The sequence below is a fragment of the Hymenobacter rubripertinctus genome, assembly GCF_003583925.1.
GTDB lineage: Bacteria > Bacteroidota > Bacteroidia > Cytophagales > Hymenobacteraceae > Hymenobacter > Hymenobacter rubripertinctus.
On sequence record NZ_QYCN01000007.1, the window covers coordinates 1 to 19766 of the forward strand.

The window sequence follows — 19766 nt, forward strand, 5'->3', positions numbered from 1 at the left end:
TTGGTGGCGGCAGGCTTTGCACTGGTATTTGGGCTGGCCGTGGCGGCTGCCGTTCTTGCGCAAGTCAGCACTGCTGCACTTGCCACACGTCAACGTGGTCTGAAGCATGGGAGTAAGATACTACTCACCCCGCATTATACCACCGCCACCCGGCCAGGACCCTCCCCAACGCAAAGGCCGGCCCCGKTTCCGGGGCCGGCCTTTGCGTTGGGGACGAGGACGAAACGGTGCTTACCGCCCGCGGTAGTATTCGTTGAGCAACTTGATGGCCCGCTCGGCCCGGGTCCGGTCGCCGATGGCCTCGGCGGCGCGGCCAATGCTGTTCAGGCTCAGCAGGTAGGTCTGGAACTCCTGGTCGAACAGGGCCTGATTGTGGGTGCTGTAGTAGGCCAGGCCCCGCTCGGCGCGGCCAATCATGGTGTCCATAATTTCGTTGGCCCGCTTGGTGTCGCCCACGGCCACCAGGGCCGGAATAAACTGGGGGATGTAGTAATCGTAGGGAATGGCCTTGTCGGGCATCACCTCGAACGCCTTGTCGAGCACTTGTTTGGCGCGAACCTTGTCGCCGTCAGCGAGCAGGGCGTCGGCCAGGCGCGAGAATTTGTCGCGGTAATTGGCCGGGAAGCGCAGGTTGTTTTCGTCGTAGAAGATGTTGGGGTTGTCGAGGCCGCGGTAGGCGAAGGTCTTCATGAGCTTCTCGTACATCAGGTCCTCGGCCACGTAGCCTTCGTCGCCGCCGCCCTTGGGGTCGTAGTTGGGGTCTTTGGCGGGCAGAATGCGGTAGGCCATGCCTTCGAGCTGGAAGTAGGGTTGCAGGCCCATGAAGTCGCGCGAGTCCACGGTGCTGGAGAAATACACCGGCCGCTTCCAGTTGTTGGTGGCCAGAATATCCAGAATTACGAGGCTCTTCTTCTCAATGGCACTCTTGCTCACCGTCCATTCCATGCGCGGTACCAGCTGGGCGCGGCGGCTGGCCGGCACAATGCCCATCTTTTCCACGGCAGCAGTATCCACGGGCAGGTAGAAATTGCGCGAGGGGAAGGAGAGCAGCGACTTGCTGCCGTCGCCGTAACTCACTTGGAGCAAGGGGCTGTTCTGTTCTACCAGCTGCATGAACTGGCGCACATCTACTTCCTTCACGGCCGGGTTTTCGGCGAAGGGCAGGTAGTCGTTGGTGCCTTGCTTGAAGTTGGCGTTGGTCATCGAAATGGGCAGCGGCTCCGACTTATAGGAGTCGCGCTTCATCTGGTCAATGTACCAGTCGGTGTTCAGGTAGCTGAGTACGGCCACGCGCACGTCGGTCCGGATGCCTTCCACTTCCTGGGCGTACCAGAGCGGGAAGGTGTCGTTGTCGCCGTTGGTGAACAGGATGGCGTTCGGGGCGCAGGAGTTGAGCAGGTTCTTGGCCGAATCCACGGACAGGTAGCGGTCCGACCGGTCGTGGTCGTTCCAGCCCTGGCTCACCATAATACCCGGCACCACCAGGCCCAGCAGCGTAACCACGCCGGCGCGCACGGTGTCGGCCTTAAGCACGGATTGCAGCAACTCGGCCAGGGCCAGCACCCCCAGCCCGATCCAGATGGCGAAGGCAAATGTGGCCCCCGCAAACGTGTAGTCCCGTTCCCGGGGCTCAATAGGCGGCTGGTTGAGGTAAAGCACGATGGCCAGGCCCGTGAACAGGAACAGCAGGGCCACAATGAAGGCGTTGCGCCCGTCGCGGCGGATGTGGAAGAACAAACCCAGCAAACCCAGCATCAGGGGCAGGGCAAAGAAGGCATTGCGGGCCGGGCTGTCGGCCACCCGCTCGGGCAGGCCGTTACCGTCGGCGCTGCCCCACAGAATGCCGGACTGCTGCAAGTCGCCCTCGCGGCCTACGTAGTTCCACATGAAGTAGCGCCAGAACATGTGGCCCATCTGGTACTTGAACAGGAAGCCCAGGTTCTGGCCCATCGTAGGCTTCACATCCTTACTGATGCCGTCAATCCATTTCTGGTAGTTGTACACGTGCAGCGGGTCGCTGCTGTAAATGCGCGGCAGCAGCATTTTGTCTTCGGGGCGGTATTCGAGCACCGGGCGGTACTCGGCCACCACATATTTGCCATTCTGGCGCACGTAGCGCGGGGCACCCTCGTTCTGGGCAATAGGCTGGGCATTGAGCTGGGGGCCGTAGAGCAACGGCCGGTCGCCGTACTGCTCGCGCTTGAGGTAGCTCACGAAGGAGAGCACATCCTCGGGGTTGTTCTCGTTGATGGTCGGGTGGTAGCCGCTACGAATCGGCACGATGAGGTAGCTCGAATACCCGATCAGGATAAACACGAAGCTCAGCATCACCGTGTTCAGCAGCCGGCTCCGGCGCTGGAACGACTGCCGGAACCCCAGCCAGATCAGGCCCACGAACACCAGCAGGAAAATCACGATGCCCCAGTTGAAGGGCAGCCCGACAGTGTTGACGAAGAACACCTCGAACGCGCCCGCCAGCGTGGGCAGGCCCGGAATGATGCCGGCCAGAATCAGCCCCACAATCAGACTGCTCACCACCAGCGTGATGATGCCGCCCATAGTGGTCGGGTTCGGGGTGCGGCGGTAGTAGTAAATGAAGCCCAGGGCCGGGATGGCCAGCAAATTCAGCAAGTGGACCCCAATGCTCAGGCCGATAACGTAGGCCAGCAGCACCAGCCACCGGTCCGAATCGGCCTCGTCGGCGCGGTTTTCCCACTTCAGCATCAGCCACACTACCGCCGCCGTGCACAACGACGACATGGCGTACACCTCCGCTTCGCCGGCATTGAACCAGAACGAATCGGAGAAGGCGTAGGCCAGCGCGCCCACCGCGCCCGCGCCCAGAATTAGTAGCGTCTGCCCGAAGGTGGGCTCCAATAGCCGGTCGTCGTGCATGCCGGGACGGTGGAGCACCAGCTTCTTGGCCAGCATCGTGATGATCCAGAACAGGAACAGCACCGTGAACGAAGAACTCAGTGCCGACAGCGCGTTGATCAGCACCGATACCTTGGTCACGTCGCCGAAGGACAGCAGCGAGAACAGCCGGCCCAGCAGCAGGAACGTGGGAGCCCCGGGCGGGTGGGGCACCAGCAGCTTGTAGGAGCAGGCAATGAACTCGCCGCAGTCCCAGAACGAAGCCGTAGGCTCGATGGTGAGTAGAAACACGGCGGTGGCCAGGGCAAATACCAGCCAGCCCGCCAGATTATTCAGGCTTTTGTAACTCCGCATAAAGTAGGGTAGGGAGAAGACCAGCCGACGCCGGTCCGCCGCTAAGCAACGGGAAAAAGTTCAGAGAGAAAGTCAGCGAAAGTCCAAAAGTAGCCAATAAGTAGCGAGGTGCCCACGCTAAATCAACCAATGCCCATCGGCACCTCAACCAACTCCCGGAATCGGCCTGCAGCCGTTGCCCCAAAGCAAAAGCCTCTGCCGGTGGGCAGAGGCTTTTGCTTTGGGGCAACGGCTGCGCGAAGCGGTCGGGTTAGTTCTGCAAAAGCAGCCGCTTCGTCGAAACTACCCGGTCGTTCTGAAGCAGGCTGTAGAAGTACATGCCCGCCGGCAGATCCGAAAGGTTCAGGCTCATGCCCCCGTCGGCTGCCTCGGGTCGGAGCGCCACCGTGCGCACTTCGCGCCCGATAATGTTGCTCAGCCGCAGTTTGTAGTCGTGGCCCACGGCCAACTGCGCGACCGAAACCGTCACCAGCCCCCGGGTGGGGTTCGGCGAAACTGAAAACGCGGGCACCACCCCGCGGGCCGTAGCCGTGGCAGTCGTAATACCACTCACCGTGATGACGCCAAACTGCCCCAGGCCGGGGGCTCCGTGCGCGGTGCAGTGGTAGGGGAAGTTACCCGCCGCCGCAAAAGTGATGGACTTGGCTACATTGGCCGCATTCATCGGAAACGTAGCCCAGGCCCCGTTATCGGAAGCAGTCGGGTGGCTGCTCTGCCCCACGTACTTCCACGTCACCACGTCGCCGGGCTGAATGGTAAGCGCGGCGGGCCGGTAGAAATTGTCACCTACCTCAATGGTAAACGTGGCCGCCAGCAGCGGGAACTGCCATAACAGCAGGAAAAAAAGCGAAAGAGAGCGTAAAGTAAGTTTCATGGCATGCAGCGAAGCGTAGTCGGAGAAAAAGGAACAAAACCCGTAGGCTAATGATAGAATTTACAACTACCATGCCCTGTTGGCCGGCGGTGTCATTCGGGCAGATACTAGATTAGAGGCATTGGTTGCCCCATAGTTTAGGCGCAGAGATGGTAAAGTACGGTAAATAGTTGGTAGTGAATATACTAAAACGATTAAATAATCGCTACAGGAGTTTTTACACGTACCGGATTTCCTTCAGATCGAAGTAGCGGATCTGGTCCCCGGTTGCCAGGGCCAGCCGGCCGGCCTCATCTACGCCCACAATCCGGCCCCGCAGCGGCTGCCCGCCGGCCTCGTAAGCATGCGGCTGCTCAAAACGGTAGAGCACCTTCAGATAGTCGGCCCGCAACCCGCCCACCCGCCCCGCCCGCAGCTGGAGGTAGCGCCGCTCCAGGCACTCCAGTAGCCGGCCGGCCAGCGTAGCCAGCTGGTAGGCCCGGCCCGTGAGGCAGCCCAGCGAAGTAGCCGTGGGCACCCCGAATTTCTGCTGGTTCACGTTCAGCCCGATGCCCACAATACTGTGCTGAATCTTTGCGCCGCTCAGGGTGTTCTCGATCAGGATGCCGCCCAACTTCTGCGACCCATATACTATGTCGTTTGGCCACTTCACGCGCAGGGCCTCAGCTGGCCCCAGCAGGGCCGTCAGCCAGTCGTGCACGGCCAGGGCCACGGCCTGGCTGAGCAGAAACTGGTCGGCGGCGGGCAGAAAGGCGGGCCGCCACACCACCGACAGGGTCAGGTTTTCGCCCGGCGCTGCTTCCCATTGGTTGCCCCGCTGGCCCCGCCCGGCCGTCTGTTTGTCGGTTATGACGCAACAACCATCCGTGGCCCGGTTTTGGCCAATCAGAACCTGCGCTTCCGTGTTTGTGGAAGCGCATTCGGGCAGCCAGACAAGCTGTTGGCCCGTGAAGAGCGTTTGGGGGAATAGTGCCTCCACGTGTTTTTCGTACTTTGTGACGTTCAAACCTAACAATACCTTATGAAAAGTACCCTGGTTCGGCAGGATTCGGACAAGTTGGCAGATGTAGTGGTGCGCGGGATGCAGGAGAAGAAAGCCTCCGACATCGTGGTGCTCAATCTGAAAGAGCTGAAAAATGCCGTGGCTGATTACTTCGTAATCTGCTCGGCTTCTTCGGATACGCAAATTGAAGCCATTGCGCGCTCCGTGGAGGAGGAAGTGGAAAAACTGACCGGCCAGAACCCCTGGCAAACGGAAGGGCGAATGAACCGTGAGTGGGTACTGCTCGACTATGTGGACGTGGTCGTGCACGTATTCCTGCGCGACCGGCGCAAGTTCTATTCCCTGGAAGAGCTCTGGGGGGATGCCCAGATCACGTACGTGGAAGAAGACGAAACTTCGGCGGCCGTAAAGTAAAGGGCGGGCTGTGGCGTCTTCGTGAAGGCGGGCGGGCATGCCAACAAACGCCTGCTTGGCGTGTTCCGCCTTTGTTTTTTGTTCTAGCAACTTCAATCCATGTCCGATACGACGCCTAAAAAGAAAAAACCAATACTTCCCAACCCGGCTCCGCGGCCGGGAATGCAGCTCTGGGTCCTCACGGGCCTGGTAGTCCTGATTCTGGGGATGGTGTACCTCAACCAGAGCAAGCCGATGGTCGAGATCAAGCAACTCGAATTTGAGCAGATGCTCAAGGTCGGGGATGTGGCCGACGTGGCTCTGGTAAACGACCGGCAGGTGGAAGTGACGCTCAAACGGGAGGCCCTGGCCAAACCGGAGTACAGCAAGCGGCTGGCCCCGCGTGGCCCGCTGGCTACTGCCCCCGCCGCAGGAGCCCCCCAGTTTGGCTTCCGGGTAGTGGATGGCAAGGTGTTCAAGGAGGATCTGGACAAGCTCCAGGCGACCCTGCCTGCTACCAACCAGGTGGGCCTGAAAGTAACCGAGGAACATGGCTACGGTGACTTTATTGGCACCTGGGGCTTCATGATCCTGCTTTTCGTGGGCTTCTGGTTCCTGATGCGCCGCATGAGTGGGGCCGGTGGTCCCGGGGGCCAGATCTTCAACATTGGCAAGAGCCGCGCTGCTCTCTTCGAGGGCGGCGACAAGGTGAAAATCACTTTCAAGGATGTTGCCGGCCTGGAAGAAGCCAAGGAGGAAGTACAGGAAATCGTGGAGTTCCTCAAAAACCCCAGCAAGTTCACCATTCTCGGCGGTAAAATTCCGAAGGGAGCTTTGCTGGTAGGCCCTCCGGGTACGGGTAAAACCCTGTTGGCCAAAGCCGTAGCCGGCGAGGCCGATGTGCCCTTCTTCTCGCTGTCGGGTTCTGACTTCGTGGAAATGTTCGTGGGCGTGGGCGCAGCCCGGGTGCGCGACCTGTTCAAGCAGGCTAAGGCCAAGGCCCCCTGCATTATCTTCATCGATGAAATTGACGCCATCGGCCGTAGCCGCAGCCGGGGGAACACGCCCGGTGGCAACGACGAGCGGGAAAACACGCTGAACTCCTTGCTGGTGGAAATGGATGGTTTTGGTACCGATTCCGGGGTAATTATCCTGGCCGCTACCAACCGCCCCGACACCCTCGACTCGGCCCTGCTCCGTCCTGGCCGCTTCGACCGTCAGGTCAGCATCGACAAGCCCGACATCAACGGCCGCACCGAGATTTTTGAAGTTCACCTCAAGCCCATTACCCTGGGTCCCGATGTGGAAGCCAAAAAACTGGCCGCCATGACGCCCGGTTTCGCAGGGGCCGAAATTGCCAACGTCTGCAACGAAGCGGCCCTCATTGCGGCCCGCCGCGACAAGAAGATGGTGACCATGCAGGACTTTACCGATGCCGTTGACCGCGTAATCGGGGGCCTGGAGAAGAAGAATAAAATCATCAGCCCCGGCGAGAAGAAAATTGTGGCCTATCATGAGGCGGGCCACGCCGTAGCCGGCTGGTTCCTGGAGCACGCCGACCCGTTGGTGAAGGTGAGCATTGTGCCCCGCGGCGTGGCTGCACTGGGGTATGCCCAATACCTGCCCCGCGAGCAGTTTCTCTACAACACCGAGCAGCTCATGGACGAAATGTGCATGACGCTGGGCGGGCGTGCCGCCGAGGAAATCGTGTTCGGCAAGATTTCGACCGGGGCGCTCAGCGACCTGGAGCGCATCACGAAGGTGGCCTACAGCATCGTGACCATGTATGGCATGAACGAAAAGCTGGGTAACGTTTCGTTCTACGACTCGAAAGGGCAGAATGAGTACGGCTTCACGAAGCCCTACTCGGAGGCTACCTCGCAGATGATTGACGAGGAGGTACGCACCATCATTGCCCAGGCCTACGTGCGCACCAAGGAGCTGCTCACGGAGCGCCGCCACGAGCTGGAGGTAATTGCCAAGGAGCTGCTGGAGAAGGAAGTGCTGCTTCAGGACGACCTGCAACGCCTCGTGGGGCCGCGCCCTTACGACACCCAGACCAGCTATCAGGCCCACATGGCGGGCACCGACCGCTCGGAAACGCTGAGTGAGCGCAAGCAGGAGCACCCCGGCCTGCCCCTGGGCAACGATCTGCCCGACCTGAACCTGCCCGGCGTCGACCAGGGTACGGACCCGGCCGGTGCTCCTTCGGACCCCAGCGGCGCGGCGGCAACGCCCGTATAAGCGCCCAATTTTTCACACGACAGCCCGCTGCACTTTGGTGCAGCGGGCTGTCGTGCGTTTTTACTGGCCGATAACTGCCTGACGAATCAGGTTCCTGCAGCGGCTGCGCCCTGGGACTCGCGCCGCCGTAGGTAGTGCTGAGAGGAAACCAGGCGCCGGGCCTTGGCAAGGCCCGGCCGGGCAAAAGCCGCCCGGATGCCAGGGAGCAACTCCAGCAGCCACCCATTGAAATCGGCTTCCGAAGCGGGCAACAGCGTCAGGGGCGCGGCAGAAGAACGGGCTACGGGAGCAGCGTTTCCGGGCATGGAGGAACGGGCTGTTTTTTCGGTGGAGGTAATTTTTCACTGGCCGCAAGGCCAAAAGGATGCCATGATGGCTGCAAGCGACTGCTGATCAGGGGTGTTGAGTTGACTCCTGGTTTTGATAAGGGCGTTTTGGGTATCGGGGCCGCAGTAGGAAGCGTCAGTGGAATGGAATTTTATCTACTGGTTTCGGGGGGAGTAAGCACTTGGGCAAGGAGGATAGGTGCAAGGCCCAGGGGGTGTTTTCAGGATGAGCGAAACCGGCTTACCTTTACACGCTATGTCGGATACCTCCCGTGATATTGTACTGCGCCGGATTCGGGAAGCCCTACGGCAACCCGCGCCCCAGCCGGCGCGGCCCGATTTTACGGCCCCACTCCATCCCCGCCCCGCTGAGGGCGACGATCTGGCAGTTGCTTTCGCCCAGAGCTTCGTGCGCGTGGGCGGTGTGTTCTACTACTGCGAGTCGGAGGAACATTTCTACGACCAGCTCTTCGCGTATAAAAAAGAGAAGCAGCTGGAGCACCTTTATGTGTGGGAACCGGAGCTGAAGAAGCTGCTGCACGCCGGTAACCTGGTTTTTCTCAACGATGAGACCGGTTTTCAGCAGCATGCCGACGCCGGCCTGACCACCTGCGAAGCCCTGGTGGCGCGTACCGGCAGTATCCTGGTGTCGGCGGCTACCGGCAGCGGGCGGCGCCTGAGCATCTACCCCGATCAGCACCTGGTGCTGGCCCGCACCTCCCAGATTGTAACAGATATCGGCGACGCGCTCCGGCTCATGCAGCTCAAATATGGCCCCGATAAGCTACCTTCCATGATTTCCCTGACTTCGGGGCCTAGCCGCACGGCCGATATCGAGAAAACGCTGGTGCTCGGTGCCCACGGCCCGCGCAGCCTCGTGTTGTTTCTACTGGATGACGCGCCCGCCGCAACTACCTGACCTCGCCCTGCCGCCCGGCCGCCGGGTATACTTCGCCTCCGACTTCCACCTGGGCGCGCCCGATGCCGCCCGCTCGCGGGAACGGGAGCGGCGCATTGTGCGCTGGCTCGATGCCGCCGCCCGGGATGCGGCAGCCATTTATCTGCTGGGAGATATTTTCGACTTCTGGTTCGAATACCGCCACGCCATTCCGCGCGGTTTTACCCGCCTCCAGGGCAAGCTGGCCGAACTCACCGACGCTGGCATCCCGGTAACGTTCTTTACCGGCAACCACGATATGTGGATGTTCGACTACTTCACCCAGGAACTCAATATTCCGGTGCTGCGCCACCCGGTCAGCCAGCGCATCGGTGGTCACCAGTTCCACATCGGCCACGGCGACGGCCTGGGTCCCGGCGACCACACGTATAAGCTGCTGAAAAAAGTGTTTGCTTCCCCACTGGCCCAGTGGCTGTTCGCCCGCCTGCATCCCAACCTGGGCATTGGGGTGGCTACTTACTGGAGCCGCCACAGTCGCCTGCAAAACGGCGCGGCCGATGCCCGGTATTTTGGCGAGGATGAGTGGCTCCTGACGTATTGTCGGGAAGTGCAGGCACGGTTTCCGCACGAGTACTACGTATTCGGGCACCGCCATTTGCCCCTCAACGTGGAAGTAGCCCCCGGAAGCCGCTATATAAATCTGGGTGAGTGGGTCAATTATTGTACCTACGGCGTGTATGATGGTGATACGCTGGCGCTACTGGAATATGAAGATGGGTCGGGGCAGTGAAAAACGGGCAAACGGGCTCTGCCGCGTCCTGCTTGCACTGCTTACTGCCCACGTTTCACTTCTCACCCAGGCCCAGACCACGGCCCCGCCGGCGGGGGCGGTGACCCCGGCGGGCCAGGCGGCCCCCGGGACTCCGCCGCTGCCCGATACGGCCACGACCCGCCGGGGCTGGCAGTTGGTGCGCACCATCAAACTCGACCAGCCCGGGGCCGCGTCCCTCGACCGGCGCGGGAACCTGTACGTGGCCGACCGCCAGAACAATCTGCGCCAGTTCGGCCCCGATGGGCAGGCGCTTAACACCTACTCGCCCCCCCTGCCAGGGCATGTGATGCAGGTGGAGGCCTGGAATACGGCCAAAGTGCTGGTGTTTTACGATGACCGCCAGCAGGTGCTGGTCCTCGACCGGTTTCTGTCGCCCATCAGTGAGCTGGCCCTGGCTACTTACCTCGACGGCCAGGCCCGGGTGGTGACGCTGGCCCCCGACGACCGGTACTGGCTGCTCAACGAATCGGACCTGACGCTGCGGCAGTTCGACGTGACGCAGAAACGCTTTACCATCACGACGCCCCTGGATCTGCTCATCGGCCGCTCCCGGCCCGATTTCCGCTTCCTGCGCGAGTACCAGAACAACCTCTACCTGCTCGACCGCACCGGCGGCGTGTACGTGTTCGACAACCTGGGCAACTACCGCAAAAAACTTCCCCTGCCGGGCCTGACTTACGTCGGTTTTCGGGGCGATGAGCTGTATTACGTAGCCGCCGACGGCCTGCACTTTTTTCATCTTTACCAGCTCACTGAGCGGGTAGTGCCCCTGCCGGTTGCCACCGCGCCGCAGGTTCTGGTAGGCGACGAATATGCCTATCTGCTCACGACCACCGGCGTACAGGTGTATAAAATGCCAGGCAAGTAGGCAGTGGAGGGAGAACCGGCGGGTAAGAGCTTGCTTATGGAGCGTCGGAGCTCCGTGCGGCCGGTAACTCGGGCGAAGGCGGCACTGGATTTAGAAGGGCGAAAGCAGAGTGGACTGGGCCATGAAAAGGGGGGAGCATTACCCCGTGATGCGTGGCGGTTTCTGGTTATATTTGAAAGCAGCAACCCCGGTTACTGCTTCCGCTCCCCAACTGCTTCCGCAACCAATCCGCTACTATGTCTACTGCCGTGTTGCGCCACGCCGGGCGCTTATTGTTGTTGCTGTGGCTCAGTAGCGCCGGGACGCCTTTGCGGAGTGCCGCGCAGCCCGGTTTCCGGGCCGTCAGCCGGCTGGCCCCGGGGTTGCGGCCGGGGGGCGAAACGGCCTGGCTGCGGGTGAGCGTGACCAATGAAACGGCCTTTCGGCAGTGGCTGGCGCGCACCCGCCCCGGGGCCACGAGCCAGGCCGAACCCCGGCACGCCGGCCTGTTGCGCGTGCGCGGCATTGCCCCCGAGCACCTGGCCACCTGCCCGTGGGTGAGCTTCGTGGAAGCCGCCGACCGCGTTGCCCGCCCCGAGCGGGAACTGGGGGGAACCGATTTTGGGGCCAACAAGGTAACGGCTGTGCAGGGCCGCTACCCGGCCCTCACCGGAGCCGGCCTCACGGTATCCATCAAGGAGAGTCCGCTGGACCTGGCCGATATTGACTTTAAGGGCCGACTGCTGAATCCGGACCCGCTGGCCCCGTTGCTCAACGCCCACGCCACCATTATGGCCACCCTGATTGCCGGCGCGGGCAATTCGGCCCCCAGCGGCCGGGGAGTGGCCTGGCAGGCACGCATCGCCCAATCCAGCTACGACAACCTGCTGCCCGACGACGGGGCGCAGTTGGCCGCGCAGGCCGTATCGGTGCAGAACCACTCCTACGGCGTGGCCGTGGAAAACTTCTATGGCCTCGAAGCCCGCGCCTACGACCAGCAGGCGCGCCAATACCCGAACCTGCTGCACGTGTTCTCCTCGGGCAATTCGGGCGACCAGCCGGCCGCCCCGGGGGCATACGCCGCCTTGCCTGGAGTGAGCAACCTGACCGGAGAGTTCAAGAACGCTAAAAACAGCCTGAGTGTGGGCGCTACCGATGCTCTGGGCGCAGTGAGCCCGCGCAGTTCGCGGGGGCCGGCGGCCGATGGCCGGGTGAAGCCGGAGCTGGTGGCCTTCGGGGATGGCGGCACCTCCGACGCAGCGGCCCTCGTTTCGGGCATCAGCCTGCTGGTGCAGCAGGCCCACCAGCAACAGCGCGGCACGCTGCCCTCGGCGGCGCTGGTGAAAGCTGTCCTGCTCAACACAGCCGACGATACCGGCGCGCCCCAGGTAGATTTTGTGGCCGGCTACGGGCAGGTGGATGCGCTTGGGGCCGTGCAAACGATGCTGGCGGGCCGGTTCGTGGAAGACGTGGCCCGCCAGGGCCAGGAGCAGGTGTTCCGCCTGACGGTGCCCGCCGGCATCCATCGCCTCAAGCTCACGCTGGCCTGGACCGATGCCGAAGCCGCCGCCAACGCGGCCCCCGCGCTGGTCAACGACCTCGATCTGACCCTCCATCACCCCGCCTCCGGCCAAAGCTGGCTGCCCTGGACGCTGAACCCGTATCCGCACCCCGATTCGCTGGCCCAACCCGCCCGCCGACGGCCCAACCACCTCGACAACGCCGAGCAGATTACGCTGGATGCTCCCGTGGCCGGCACCTACGAACTGCGGGTACACGGTTATCAGCTGACGCAGGGCAGTCAGCCATTTAGCGTGGCGTACGAGTTTGAAACCGGCCTGAGCTGGATTTCGCCCACCAAAACCCACAACCTGGGGGCGGCTGGCCCGGAGTTGGTGCGGTGGCAGTGGGCCGGCCCCGCCACCCCGGCCCGCCTGGAGTATCGGCCGCTGGGCCAAAGCAACTGGCAGGTGCTCAGTACCGCGCTCGACTTGACGGCGCAGACCTTCCGCTGGACGACCCCCGACACCACCCAGCCAGGCCAGCTCCGGCTGGTGGCCGGGACCACCACCGTTGTTTCGGATACGTTTTTCGTGGCTCGTCCCCTGCGCCTGGGAGTTGGGTATTCCTGCGGTCAGGAGGCGCTGCTCACCTGGCGCCGGGTGCCCGGGGCCAGCGCCTACCAGGTGTACGCGCTGGGGGCAACTCACCTCAGCCCGTTGCGGTTGGTGGCGGATACGGCGCTGCTGCTTTCGGCCTCCGAAGTAGCGGCCCGCTATTTTGCCGTGGCGCCCGTTATCAGGGGCCGGGCCGGCGAACGAGGCTCAACGGAGGACCTGCAACAAGCCAGCAACGGATGCTACGTACGCTCCTTCCTGCCCCGGCAACTGGTTACCGATACGGTGCGCTTTGATCTGACACTGGGCTCGGGCTTCCGGTTGCGCACGATAACGCTGCAACGCCGCCGTCCCGACGACGGCCGTTTTGAGGACGTACAAACCCTGCCAGCGGGCGCGGCCACGGCCCTGGTCCTGACCGATGCCGCCCCCCTGACCGGTTACGCCCAGTACCGGGCGCGGCTCTCGCTCGCCGATGGAACTGAGGTATACAGCCAGCCGGAGCGGGTTTTTCGGGTAGTGGACGCGGCGGCCGTGTTGGTGTATCCGGTTCCGGTGGTGGTGGGGGAGCCGTTGCGCATTGTGTTGCCGCCCGAGCAGACCGCCGACGTGCGACTCTACGACCTGGCTGGCCGCCTGCATAGTGCCCCCGTGGCGGAGGTTGGCACCATCAAGCGCATTGCCACCGGCACGCTTCGTCCGGGCACTTACCTGTTGCGTATTAGCCTGCGCGGCGGCGCTACCATTACCCGTCGCATCACCGTTCTGTAGCCTGGGGCCACCGTCAGGCAGTTCTTGCTTGCCGCTAGTGCGGCAAAGGATGGGGGAAGGGCGAGAGAGAACCGGCCGGGCTTGCCGGCCAGTTTCGTGCTGCGTAACCGCAGCCGTGTACTGGGTGCTTTGTTCTGATGCCGTTGCTTCTGAAGGCTCTGCCTGAACATGAATGCCGACGAGCAGGCGGCTATCTTTCCTGGAACGGTTGCCGACCGCTTGCCGGCAGCGGGGCGCTAACTAGAAAAGCCGTCCCGACTCAGCTGAGTCAGGACGGCTTTTCTAGTTAGCGCGGTTAACCGCACTACGCTTAGTACACGTAGTTGAGGGCCGTGCGGTCGTTGGCGTTGAAGGGGCGGTCGTCGGTTGAGCCGATGCAGGCCAGCATCCACGAGTTCGGGTCAGCGCCGGAAGGAGTGCCAGGAATCAGGATAGCCCCAATCGTGCTGGCTCCCTCGTTGGAGGCGGACCCACCGCAGCTATACGCGCGGTTGAAGTAGTCGGTGTGGCGGAAGCCAATGCAGTGGCCCATCTCGTGGGCCATGATGGTGGCCACGTTGTTAATGGAGCGGGCCCCGATTACGCTCGGAGCGAGTTTGAAGCCGGGGGCAGGGTTGCCATTGGAAGGGAAGCCACCCGACTGGCCCAGCACGCCCGGACCCAGATCGGCCGAGTAGGTAATGGGCAGATCGGCCGTGCCGGAGGTAATGCGGCGCATCGTAATGCGCAGACCCTGGGCATTGTAGCGACGGATAGCCTCGTCGGCGGCCTGCACGTAGCCGTTGGGGAACTGGCTCGACACGCTCACCGTGAGCACCCGGGGCAGGCGGCTCACCAGGTTGGTGGTGCGGTACTGCTCATCCTGACCCACGCGCAGCAGGCTCTGCTCCGGCTTGCTGGCCAGCATTTCCTTCGTCAGCAAAATGTCGCCTTCCACCACTACGCCTTCGGCCGTAGCCTGGGCTCCGTCGGTGGTAAAGCCTAAGGCTTTAATCTGATCGATGGTGCTTTCCGAAAGCTGGTTTTTGACTTCGATGGCGGCTTTCTCCTGGCAGGAAGAGAGGGAAAGGGCCGTAACTGCCAGCAGGGCGAGCGGGGCAAAGGTGTTGAGTGCTTTCATTTATTTGGTTGTGCTTAAGTGGAAGAACGAAACAAACTTAGCTTTCCATTGATGATATTTCAAAATAAAGGCCAAAATGTTATAGAAGTTTCACTTGTTCATTTGAATAAATAGAAATGTCACAATCAGGTGGAATGCGCCCTTAGGCACAGTAGGAGGAGTTTTTGGTGAATGATGAGGAGAAGAAAAAAAGTAGCCCAGGCAGTACCGTGCAGGGGCCTGGCATACAAACGCACGGGAGCCAAAACGCAAAAGGCCAGCCTCCGGGAGGCTGGCCTTCTTTTCTCCCCGTGAAGAGCGAGAACTGGAACGCGTTCTAGTACACGTAATTGAGGGCCGTACGGTCGTTGGCGTTGAATGGCCGGTTTACGCCGGTGCCAATACAGGCCAGCATCCAGGAATTCGGGTCAGGACCCGAAGGCGTGCCGGGAATGTAAATGGCGCCTACCGTGCTGGCACCCTCGTTTACGGCCGAGCCGCCGCAGCTGTACTGCCGGCTCATATAATCAGTGTGGCGGAAACCGATGCAATGGCCGATTTCGTGGGCCAGCACCGAGGCAATGGTCGTGGTGGCGTAGTTCGTGCCCAAAGCATCCGAGTTCACCAGTACCTGGCTGTAGGGGTTGCCCCCCGAAGGAAAGCCGGCCGAGGCCAGGTAGGAAGAGCCCGTAGGAGCCTTCGTTAGCACAATGCTGCCCCCCGAAGTCACCCGCGAGAACTTGAGCAGCAGGTTCTCGGCATTGTAGCGGCGGATAGCCTCATCGGTGGCCGTTACATAAGCAGAGGGCAGGGTAGTAGACACGCGCACCGTGATGGTGCGGGGCAGCCCACTCACCATATTGGTGGTGCGGTACTGCTCCTCCTGGCCCACGCGCAGCATCTGGTAATCGGGCGTTGCGGCCAGCATTTCGGGGGTGAGCATGATGTCTCCTTCCACCAGTACCCCGCCATCAACTTTGGTAGCGCCATCGGCCGTGAAGCCCAGCGCCCTGATCTGGCTGATGGTGGTTTCGGACAGCGTATCCTTTACTTCTACATTGGCTTTTTCCTGGCAGGAGGAAAGCGACATGCCCAGCGCGGCCACCAGGGCGAGCGGGACAAGGGTCGTGTTTTTTTTCATGTGTTTTGGTTGTGTTTTGGTGAAAGAACAGGATAAAAATAGCTTTTTGTTAATGATATTTCAAAATACAAGGGGCTTGATTGCTGAAATTGTACACAAGTAAATAAGTCACAGGTAGCTGAATATTGACCGGTTTCAACTGATTGATATTGAACTATAAGGCTATGCGAGCGTCAGTAGGAAAGGACCCTCTCGTGAACCCGGGAAGGGGTGAAGCCTCCGGGTAGGGGGCCGGTGTACCAGCGAAACGGTGAGCTTCCCGGGCAGGATAGCACTGATTTGGCCGGTAAAAAAATCTGCTTTCTGACCTGCAATCGGCTGCCCCGGCTATTTCTTTATCTTTGTCGATAACCGATTTCACGCAGCCCTTCTTTTCCGGCTGCTTTACCATATAGATCCTCCAAGCCGTGGCTTGCTCAACCTGCTCCTCCTCCGGCGGGGGGTGCTCCACTACTTCTGCTTCGGGCTGCGGCTCAAAGGGCAGCTGTAGCAGTGGCTGTACCCGCCTCAACGTATTCGACTGGCTCCAGGACCTGGATATGCCCAGCGACTTCAAGGAATTTGACCTCGTGGAAGTACGCTTCAAAGGCGGCCGCAAGGACTTTTTCCGTAACCAGAGCCGCCTGCCCCTGATCACCGGCGACGCCGTGGTGGTGGAAGCCGCCGGCAATGGCTGGCACCTGGGCCACGTTTCGCTCAAGGGCGAACTGGTGCGCCTCCAGATGAAAAAGAAAAAGGTGCCCCTGGATTCCAAGGAAATCCGCCCCATTCTGCGGGTGGCTACCGACCAGGATGCCGAGCGTTGGCAATCCGTCCGCGACCTGGAAACCGGCACCATGTTCCGGGCCCGGGCCGTGGTCGACGAGCTGCGCCTGAAGATGAAGCTCTCCGACGTGGAGTACCAGGCCGACCGCACCCGCGCCACGTTCTTCTACTCGGCCGATGACCGGGTGGACTTCCGCGACCTGATTAAGCGCTTGGCCGACGAGTTTCGAGTGCGTGTGGAGATGCGCCAGATTTCGTTGCGCCACGAGGCCGGCCGCCTGGGCGGCATCGGTAGTTGCGGGCGGGAGCTGTGCTGCTCCACCTGGCTGTCTGATTTCAAGAGTGTGAGCACGACTGCCGCCCGCTACCAGAACCTGAGTCTGAACCCGGCCAAACTCTCGGGCCAGTGCGGCCGGCTCAAGTGCTGCCTCAATTACGAGCTTGATACCTACCTCGACGCGCTCAAGGACATTCCGCAGGTGCAGCGTCCGCTGCTCACCGAGAAGGGCGAGTATGTTCTTCAGAAAACGGATATTTTCAAGCGCAAAATGTGGTTTGCCGGCCGTGGCGACAACAATTGGGTGGTGGTGCCCGCCGAGCGCGTGCGCGAGGTGCTGGAGCTCAACAAGCGGGGCGAGAAGCCGGAAACGCTGTTGCTGCCTATGCGCGAGGAGGAAAGAGAGCCCGAGGTAACGGCCATCGTGGAAGGCTCCCTGGAGCGCCTGGACGACAAAATAAAGGCCTCTAAGCGGCCCAAGCGCGGCAAAAAGAAGCGGACCGATGAGCCCCAGAGTGCCTCTCCGGCTCCGGCGGCGGCCCGGCCTGCTCGTGGCGGAGCTGGCCGCAGCAGTGCCCCCGCCCCGGACGACCGCCCGGCCCCCGCGCCCGCCGAAGGCGGCGAAGCAGCCGGCCGCCCCGAAGGCGGCGAGGAGCGCGCCCGACCCCGTGGGGCTGCGGCCCGGCCGCTTAACCGCCGCGGCCGGGGCCGCAACGGCGAGAGCCGCAACGAAGGGCGTGGTGAAGGCCGCCGCGCGCCGGGTCGCACCTCCGAAGGCGGCGGTGCCTCTGCTTCCGACACCCCACCCCCGCCCCGCGAGGGTGCCCGCTCGCCCCGCAACCCCGGCGAAACGCCGGCTGGGGGGAGCCGCATGGGCACCGAGGGCGGGAGCGAAAGTCGTCGGGGCCGTGCGGGCCGCCGGGGAAGTAGCCGTCCTGGGCGGGAGGGTAGTGGCGCGGAGGGAGCCGCGCCAGCAGGTTCTTAAGTACTGTTGCCGATGCTGATGAACTATAAGCTACTACGCGCGCTGCCCGTGCTGGCCCTGCTGACGCTGGCCGCCTGCGACCCCGCCGAGGTCTATGAAAAGAACACCGACCTTACCTCGCCGGCCGGCGACCCGTACGTGTGGGCCGTGCAGGAAAAACCCGCGTTCGAGTTCGAAATCCCGGACACCACCCAGGCCTACGACGTGTACCTGAACGTGCGGAATGTGGCCGATTACGGCTACTACAACCTGTACGTGCGGGCAACGCTGACCGGCCCCGATAACCGGGTGCTCTCGCGCAAGCTCCACGAAATGACGCTCATGGACCCCAAAACCGGCGAACCCCGCGGCGACGGAAGCGGCGACATTTTCGACCACCGCTTCCTGGCCCTGCCCGGCCAGCAGTTTCCGGTAGCTGGCACGTACAAAGTCGTGCTGGAACAGTATATGCGCCAGGACCAGCTGCGCGGCATTATGGCCGTGGGCGTGCGGGTGGCCCGGCACCCGGCCAGCAACTGAAAAGGGGTAGCACTACGCCGCAAAAAAAGGCCCGCCGACACTGTCGGCGGGCCTTGCTGGCTTGGGAAGTTGAGGTGCCTAAACGCGCTCTACCTTCACGGCATTCTGGCCTTTCTTGCCGTCGACGACGTCAAACGAAACCCGGTCGTTTTCGCGGATTTCATGCACCAGGCCGGTCTGATGAACGAAAATTTCCTGGCCGTTTTCGTCCTGAACAATGAATCCGTAGCCCTTGGACTCATTGAAAAATTTTACTGTTCCGGTTTTCATAGCGGGTGTAAGCGGTTGTGGAATGAGAGAATGGCGGTAAATCTACGGGGTTTTCCAGACTGACAAAACTAAATTGCCCGGAACGTGGCCGCCGGGGCTGCGTATGAGAACCATCTTCCATCCCAGCTGCCGCTACTCCAATGACTGACGCCCCCCAACCCGCTGACACGCCCGCTACTACTCCCGCCAACGAGGCCGCCTCGATGCCTATCGAGTTGCAGACGCCCGATAATACGGCCGCCGGGCAACCCGTGGCCCACGACCGCAACCACGAGCAGAATGAAGTAGCCGGGGCCAGCCGGGGCGAATTCGGCCGCCAATCGGACCAGGGCCTGACCCAGGGTGGCTATGGTAACGAGCTGAGCCGGGGTACCGCCACCTACGCCGGCCCTCCGGTGCAAGCGGCAGCTACCACGGGCTACGTAGGCGAGCGGGCGCAAACGGCCGCGGGCGTCCCGTCGGACGAAAACGGCAGCTTCGGTACCGAGGCCGTGGGGGCGGGCCAGCCCGCCGGCTCCAGCGTGGGAGCGGCCTTTGCCAACGACAACGCCGCACCCCAGGGGCCGGACTCCGGCTACGCCGATAATTACGGTACCTCTTCGTTGGGCGGCCAGCCCAATGAGAGTCCCCGGCCGGAGCCCGGCCAGCGCAATCAGCACGAAGACTACACGCCCGGCCACCCCGAAGCCGGCCCCGAGGGGCTGCGAACCGGAGCCCAGCCTACCAACGCCACGTACGGAGCCGATGAGGCCGCCGCCACCCCCCCGGCCGGGGAGCCCAACGGCTACGAAGCCGCCGGCTCCGCCGATGCCCAGGGCGACGAAAAAGTCGGTTTCGGCTCCAAAGGCGGTTCCTACAACGACGAGTACGATGATGCCCGGCCCGCCCAGTCGGCCGGCTCGCCCGCCCGGGGCGACTACGAAAAGCAGGACGCGGCCCCCAACTACGGCGAGGCCTCGGATGAGCGCACCGACAACCCCGATTCGCCGGACTACGGACCCAAGTCCGGTTCCCCGGCCTAGCAAGTCGTCCGGATTGCCAATAGGGCAACATCCCGCCCCGGCCAGAGCTGGGGCGGGATGTTGCCCTATTGACGGGCCAAACAAAGGTGCGGAACAGCCGCCTAATGGCCTTTGGGGGGGGATTAAGCTTGCCAGCTTGCCAGCGTCGTGCGTGG

17 protein-coding genes are annotated in these 19766 nt (G+C 62.3%); 9 read left to right on the forward strand and 8 right to left on the reverse strand.

Features of this window, described 5'->3' with window-relative positions; translation table 11 throughout:
* The 4 genes from D0T11_RS23600 to D0T11_RS06190 all read right to left on the reverse strand — a co-directional run.
* Window positions 1–108 (reverse strand): transposase-like zinc-binding domain-containing protein (locus D0T11_RS23600; RefSeq protein ID WP_449547621.1); only part of this gene is annotated, 108 nt, incomplete at its 3' end.
* Window positions 109–231: 123 nt separating this feature from the next.
* Window positions 232–3228: a protein O-mannosyl-transferase family gene (locus tag D0T11_RS06180; protein WP_119654914.1), complete on the reverse strand. Its 2997-nt coding sequence runs from the start codon at window positions 3226–3228 to the stop codon at window positions 232–234.
* Between the two features lie 250 nt (window positions 3229–3478).
* The gene (locus D0T11_RS06185) at window positions 3479–4102 is read right to left on the reverse strand and encodes a T9SS type A sorting domain-containing protein (RefSeq protein WP_119654915.1); all 624 of its coding nucleotides are present in this window, start codon (window positions 4100–4102) and stop codon (window positions 3479–3481) included.
* Between the two features lie 217 nt (window positions 4103–4319).
* Window positions 4320–5081: a biotin--[acetyl-CoA-carboxylase] ligase gene (locus D0T11_RS06190; protein WP_245990632.1), complete on the reverse strand. Its 762-nt coding sequence runs from the start codon at window positions 5079–5081 to the stop codon at window positions 4320–4322.
* A 42-nt stretch (window positions 5082–5123) separates the two neighbouring features.
* On the opposite strand from D0T11_RS06190, the gene rsfS reads away from it, so the two are divergent.
* Both rsfS and ftsH read left to right on the forward strand, forming a co-directional pair.
* Complete coding sequence (rsfS, locus tag D0T11_RS06195) at window positions 5124–5519, forward strand: ribosome silencing factor (RefSeq protein ID WP_119654917.1); 396 nt, start codon at window positions 5124–5126, stop codon at window positions 5517–5519.
* Between the two features lie 99 nt (window positions 5520–5618).
* Complete coding sequence (ftsH, locus tag D0T11_RS06200) at window positions 5619–7742, forward strand: ATP-dependent zinc metalloprotease FtsH (RefSeq protein ID WP_119654918.1); 2124 nt, start codon at window positions 5619–5621, stop codon at window positions 7740–7742.
* 86 nt (window positions 7743–7828) lie between these two features.
* On the opposite strand, the gene D0T11_RS22020 is transcribed toward ftsH, so the two are convergent.
* The gene (locus D0T11_RS22020) at window positions 7829–8047 is read right to left on the reverse strand and encodes a hypothetical protein (protein WP_147374540.1); all 219 of its coding nucleotides are present in this window, start codon (window positions 8045–8047) and stop codon (window positions 7829–7831) included.
* A 277-nt stretch (window positions 8048–8324) separates the two neighbouring features.
* On the opposite strand from D0T11_RS22020, the gene D0T11_RS06205 reads away from it, so the two are divergent.
* From D0T11_RS06205 to D0T11_RS06220, 4 genes are all read left to right on the forward strand, one after another.
* Window positions 8325–8987 carry a LutC/YkgG family protein gene (locus D0T11_RS06205; RefSeq protein WP_119654919.1) on the forward strand — a complete coding sequence of 221 codons (663 nt, stop codon included), beginning with the start codon at window positions 8325–8327 and terminating at the stop codon, window positions 8985–8987.
* Window positions 8962–9756, forward strand: coding sequence for a UDP-2,3-diacylglucosamine diphosphatase (locus D0T11_RS06210; protein ID WP_119654920.1), 795 nt, complete (start codon window positions 8962–8964; stop codon window positions 9754–9756). The genes D0T11_RS06205 and D0T11_RS06210 overlap by 26 nt, the downstream gene beginning before the upstream one ends.
* Window positions 9704–10666 (forward strand): NHL repeat-containing protein, encoded by a 963-nt coding sequence (locus D0T11_RS06215; RefSeq protein ID WP_147374541.1) that lies wholly within the window; start codon window positions 9704–9706, stop codon window positions 10664–10666. Before D0T11_RS06210 ends, D0T11_RS06215 begins: the two co-directional genes overlap by 53 nt.
* Before the next feature lie 236 nt (window positions 10667–10902).
* Window positions 10903–13533 carry a S8 family serine peptidase gene (locus D0T11_RS06220; protein WP_119654922.1) on the forward strand — a complete coding sequence of 877 codons (2631 nt, stop codon included), beginning with the start codon at window positions 10903–10905 and terminating at the stop codon, window positions 13531–13533.
* Window positions 13534–13843: 310 nt separating this feature from the next.
* Here D0T11_RS06220 and D0T11_RS06225 read toward each other — a convergent pair whose 3' ends face one another.
* Window positions 13844–14653, reverse strand: coding sequence for a M57 family metalloprotease (locus D0T11_RS06225; protein WP_119654923.1), 810 nt, complete (start codon window positions 14651–14653; stop codon window positions 13844–13846).
* Window positions 14654–14969: 316 nt separating this feature from the next.
* A complete protein-coding gene (locus D0T11_RS06230; protein ID WP_119654924.1) occupies window positions 14970–15773 on the reverse strand; it encodes a M57 family metalloprotease in 804 nt (267 codons plus the stop codon).
* Window positions 15774–16180: 407 nt separating this feature from the next.
* On the opposite strand from D0T11_RS06230, the gene ricT reads away from it, so the two are divergent.
* Together ricT and D0T11_RS06240 are read left to right on the forward strand one after the other, a co-directional pair.
* Window positions 16181–17800 carry a PSP1 domain-containing protein gene (gene ricT, locus D0T11_RS06235; protein WP_245990634.1) on the forward strand — a complete coding sequence of 540 codons (1620 nt, stop codon included), beginning with the start codon at window positions 16181–16183 and terminating at the stop codon, window positions 17798–17800.
* 18 nt (window positions 17801–17818) lie between these two features.
* A complete protein-coding gene (locus D0T11_RS06240) occupies window positions 17819–18319 on the forward strand; it encodes a gliding motility lipoprotein GldH (RefSeq protein WP_119655020.1) in 501 nt (166 codons plus the stop codon).
* Window positions 18320–18397: 78 nt separating this feature from the next.
* On the opposite strand, the gene D0T11_RS06245 is transcribed toward D0T11_RS06240, so the two are convergent.
* Window positions 18398–18589, reverse strand: a complete 192-nt coding sequence (locus tag D0T11_RS06245) for a cold-shock protein (RefSeq protein ID WP_119654926.1) — start codon at window positions 18587–18589, stop codon at window positions 18398–18400.
* A gap of 140 nt (window positions 18590–18729) precedes the next feature.
* On the opposite strand from D0T11_RS06245, the gene D0T11_RS06250 reads away from it, so the two are divergent.
* Window positions 18730–19611 (forward strand): hypothetical protein, encoded by an 882-nt coding sequence (locus D0T11_RS06250; protein ID WP_119654927.1) that lies wholly within the window; start codon window positions 18730–18732, stop codon window positions 19609–19611.
* The last annotated feature ends 155 nt before the right edge of the window (window positions 19612–19766 follow it).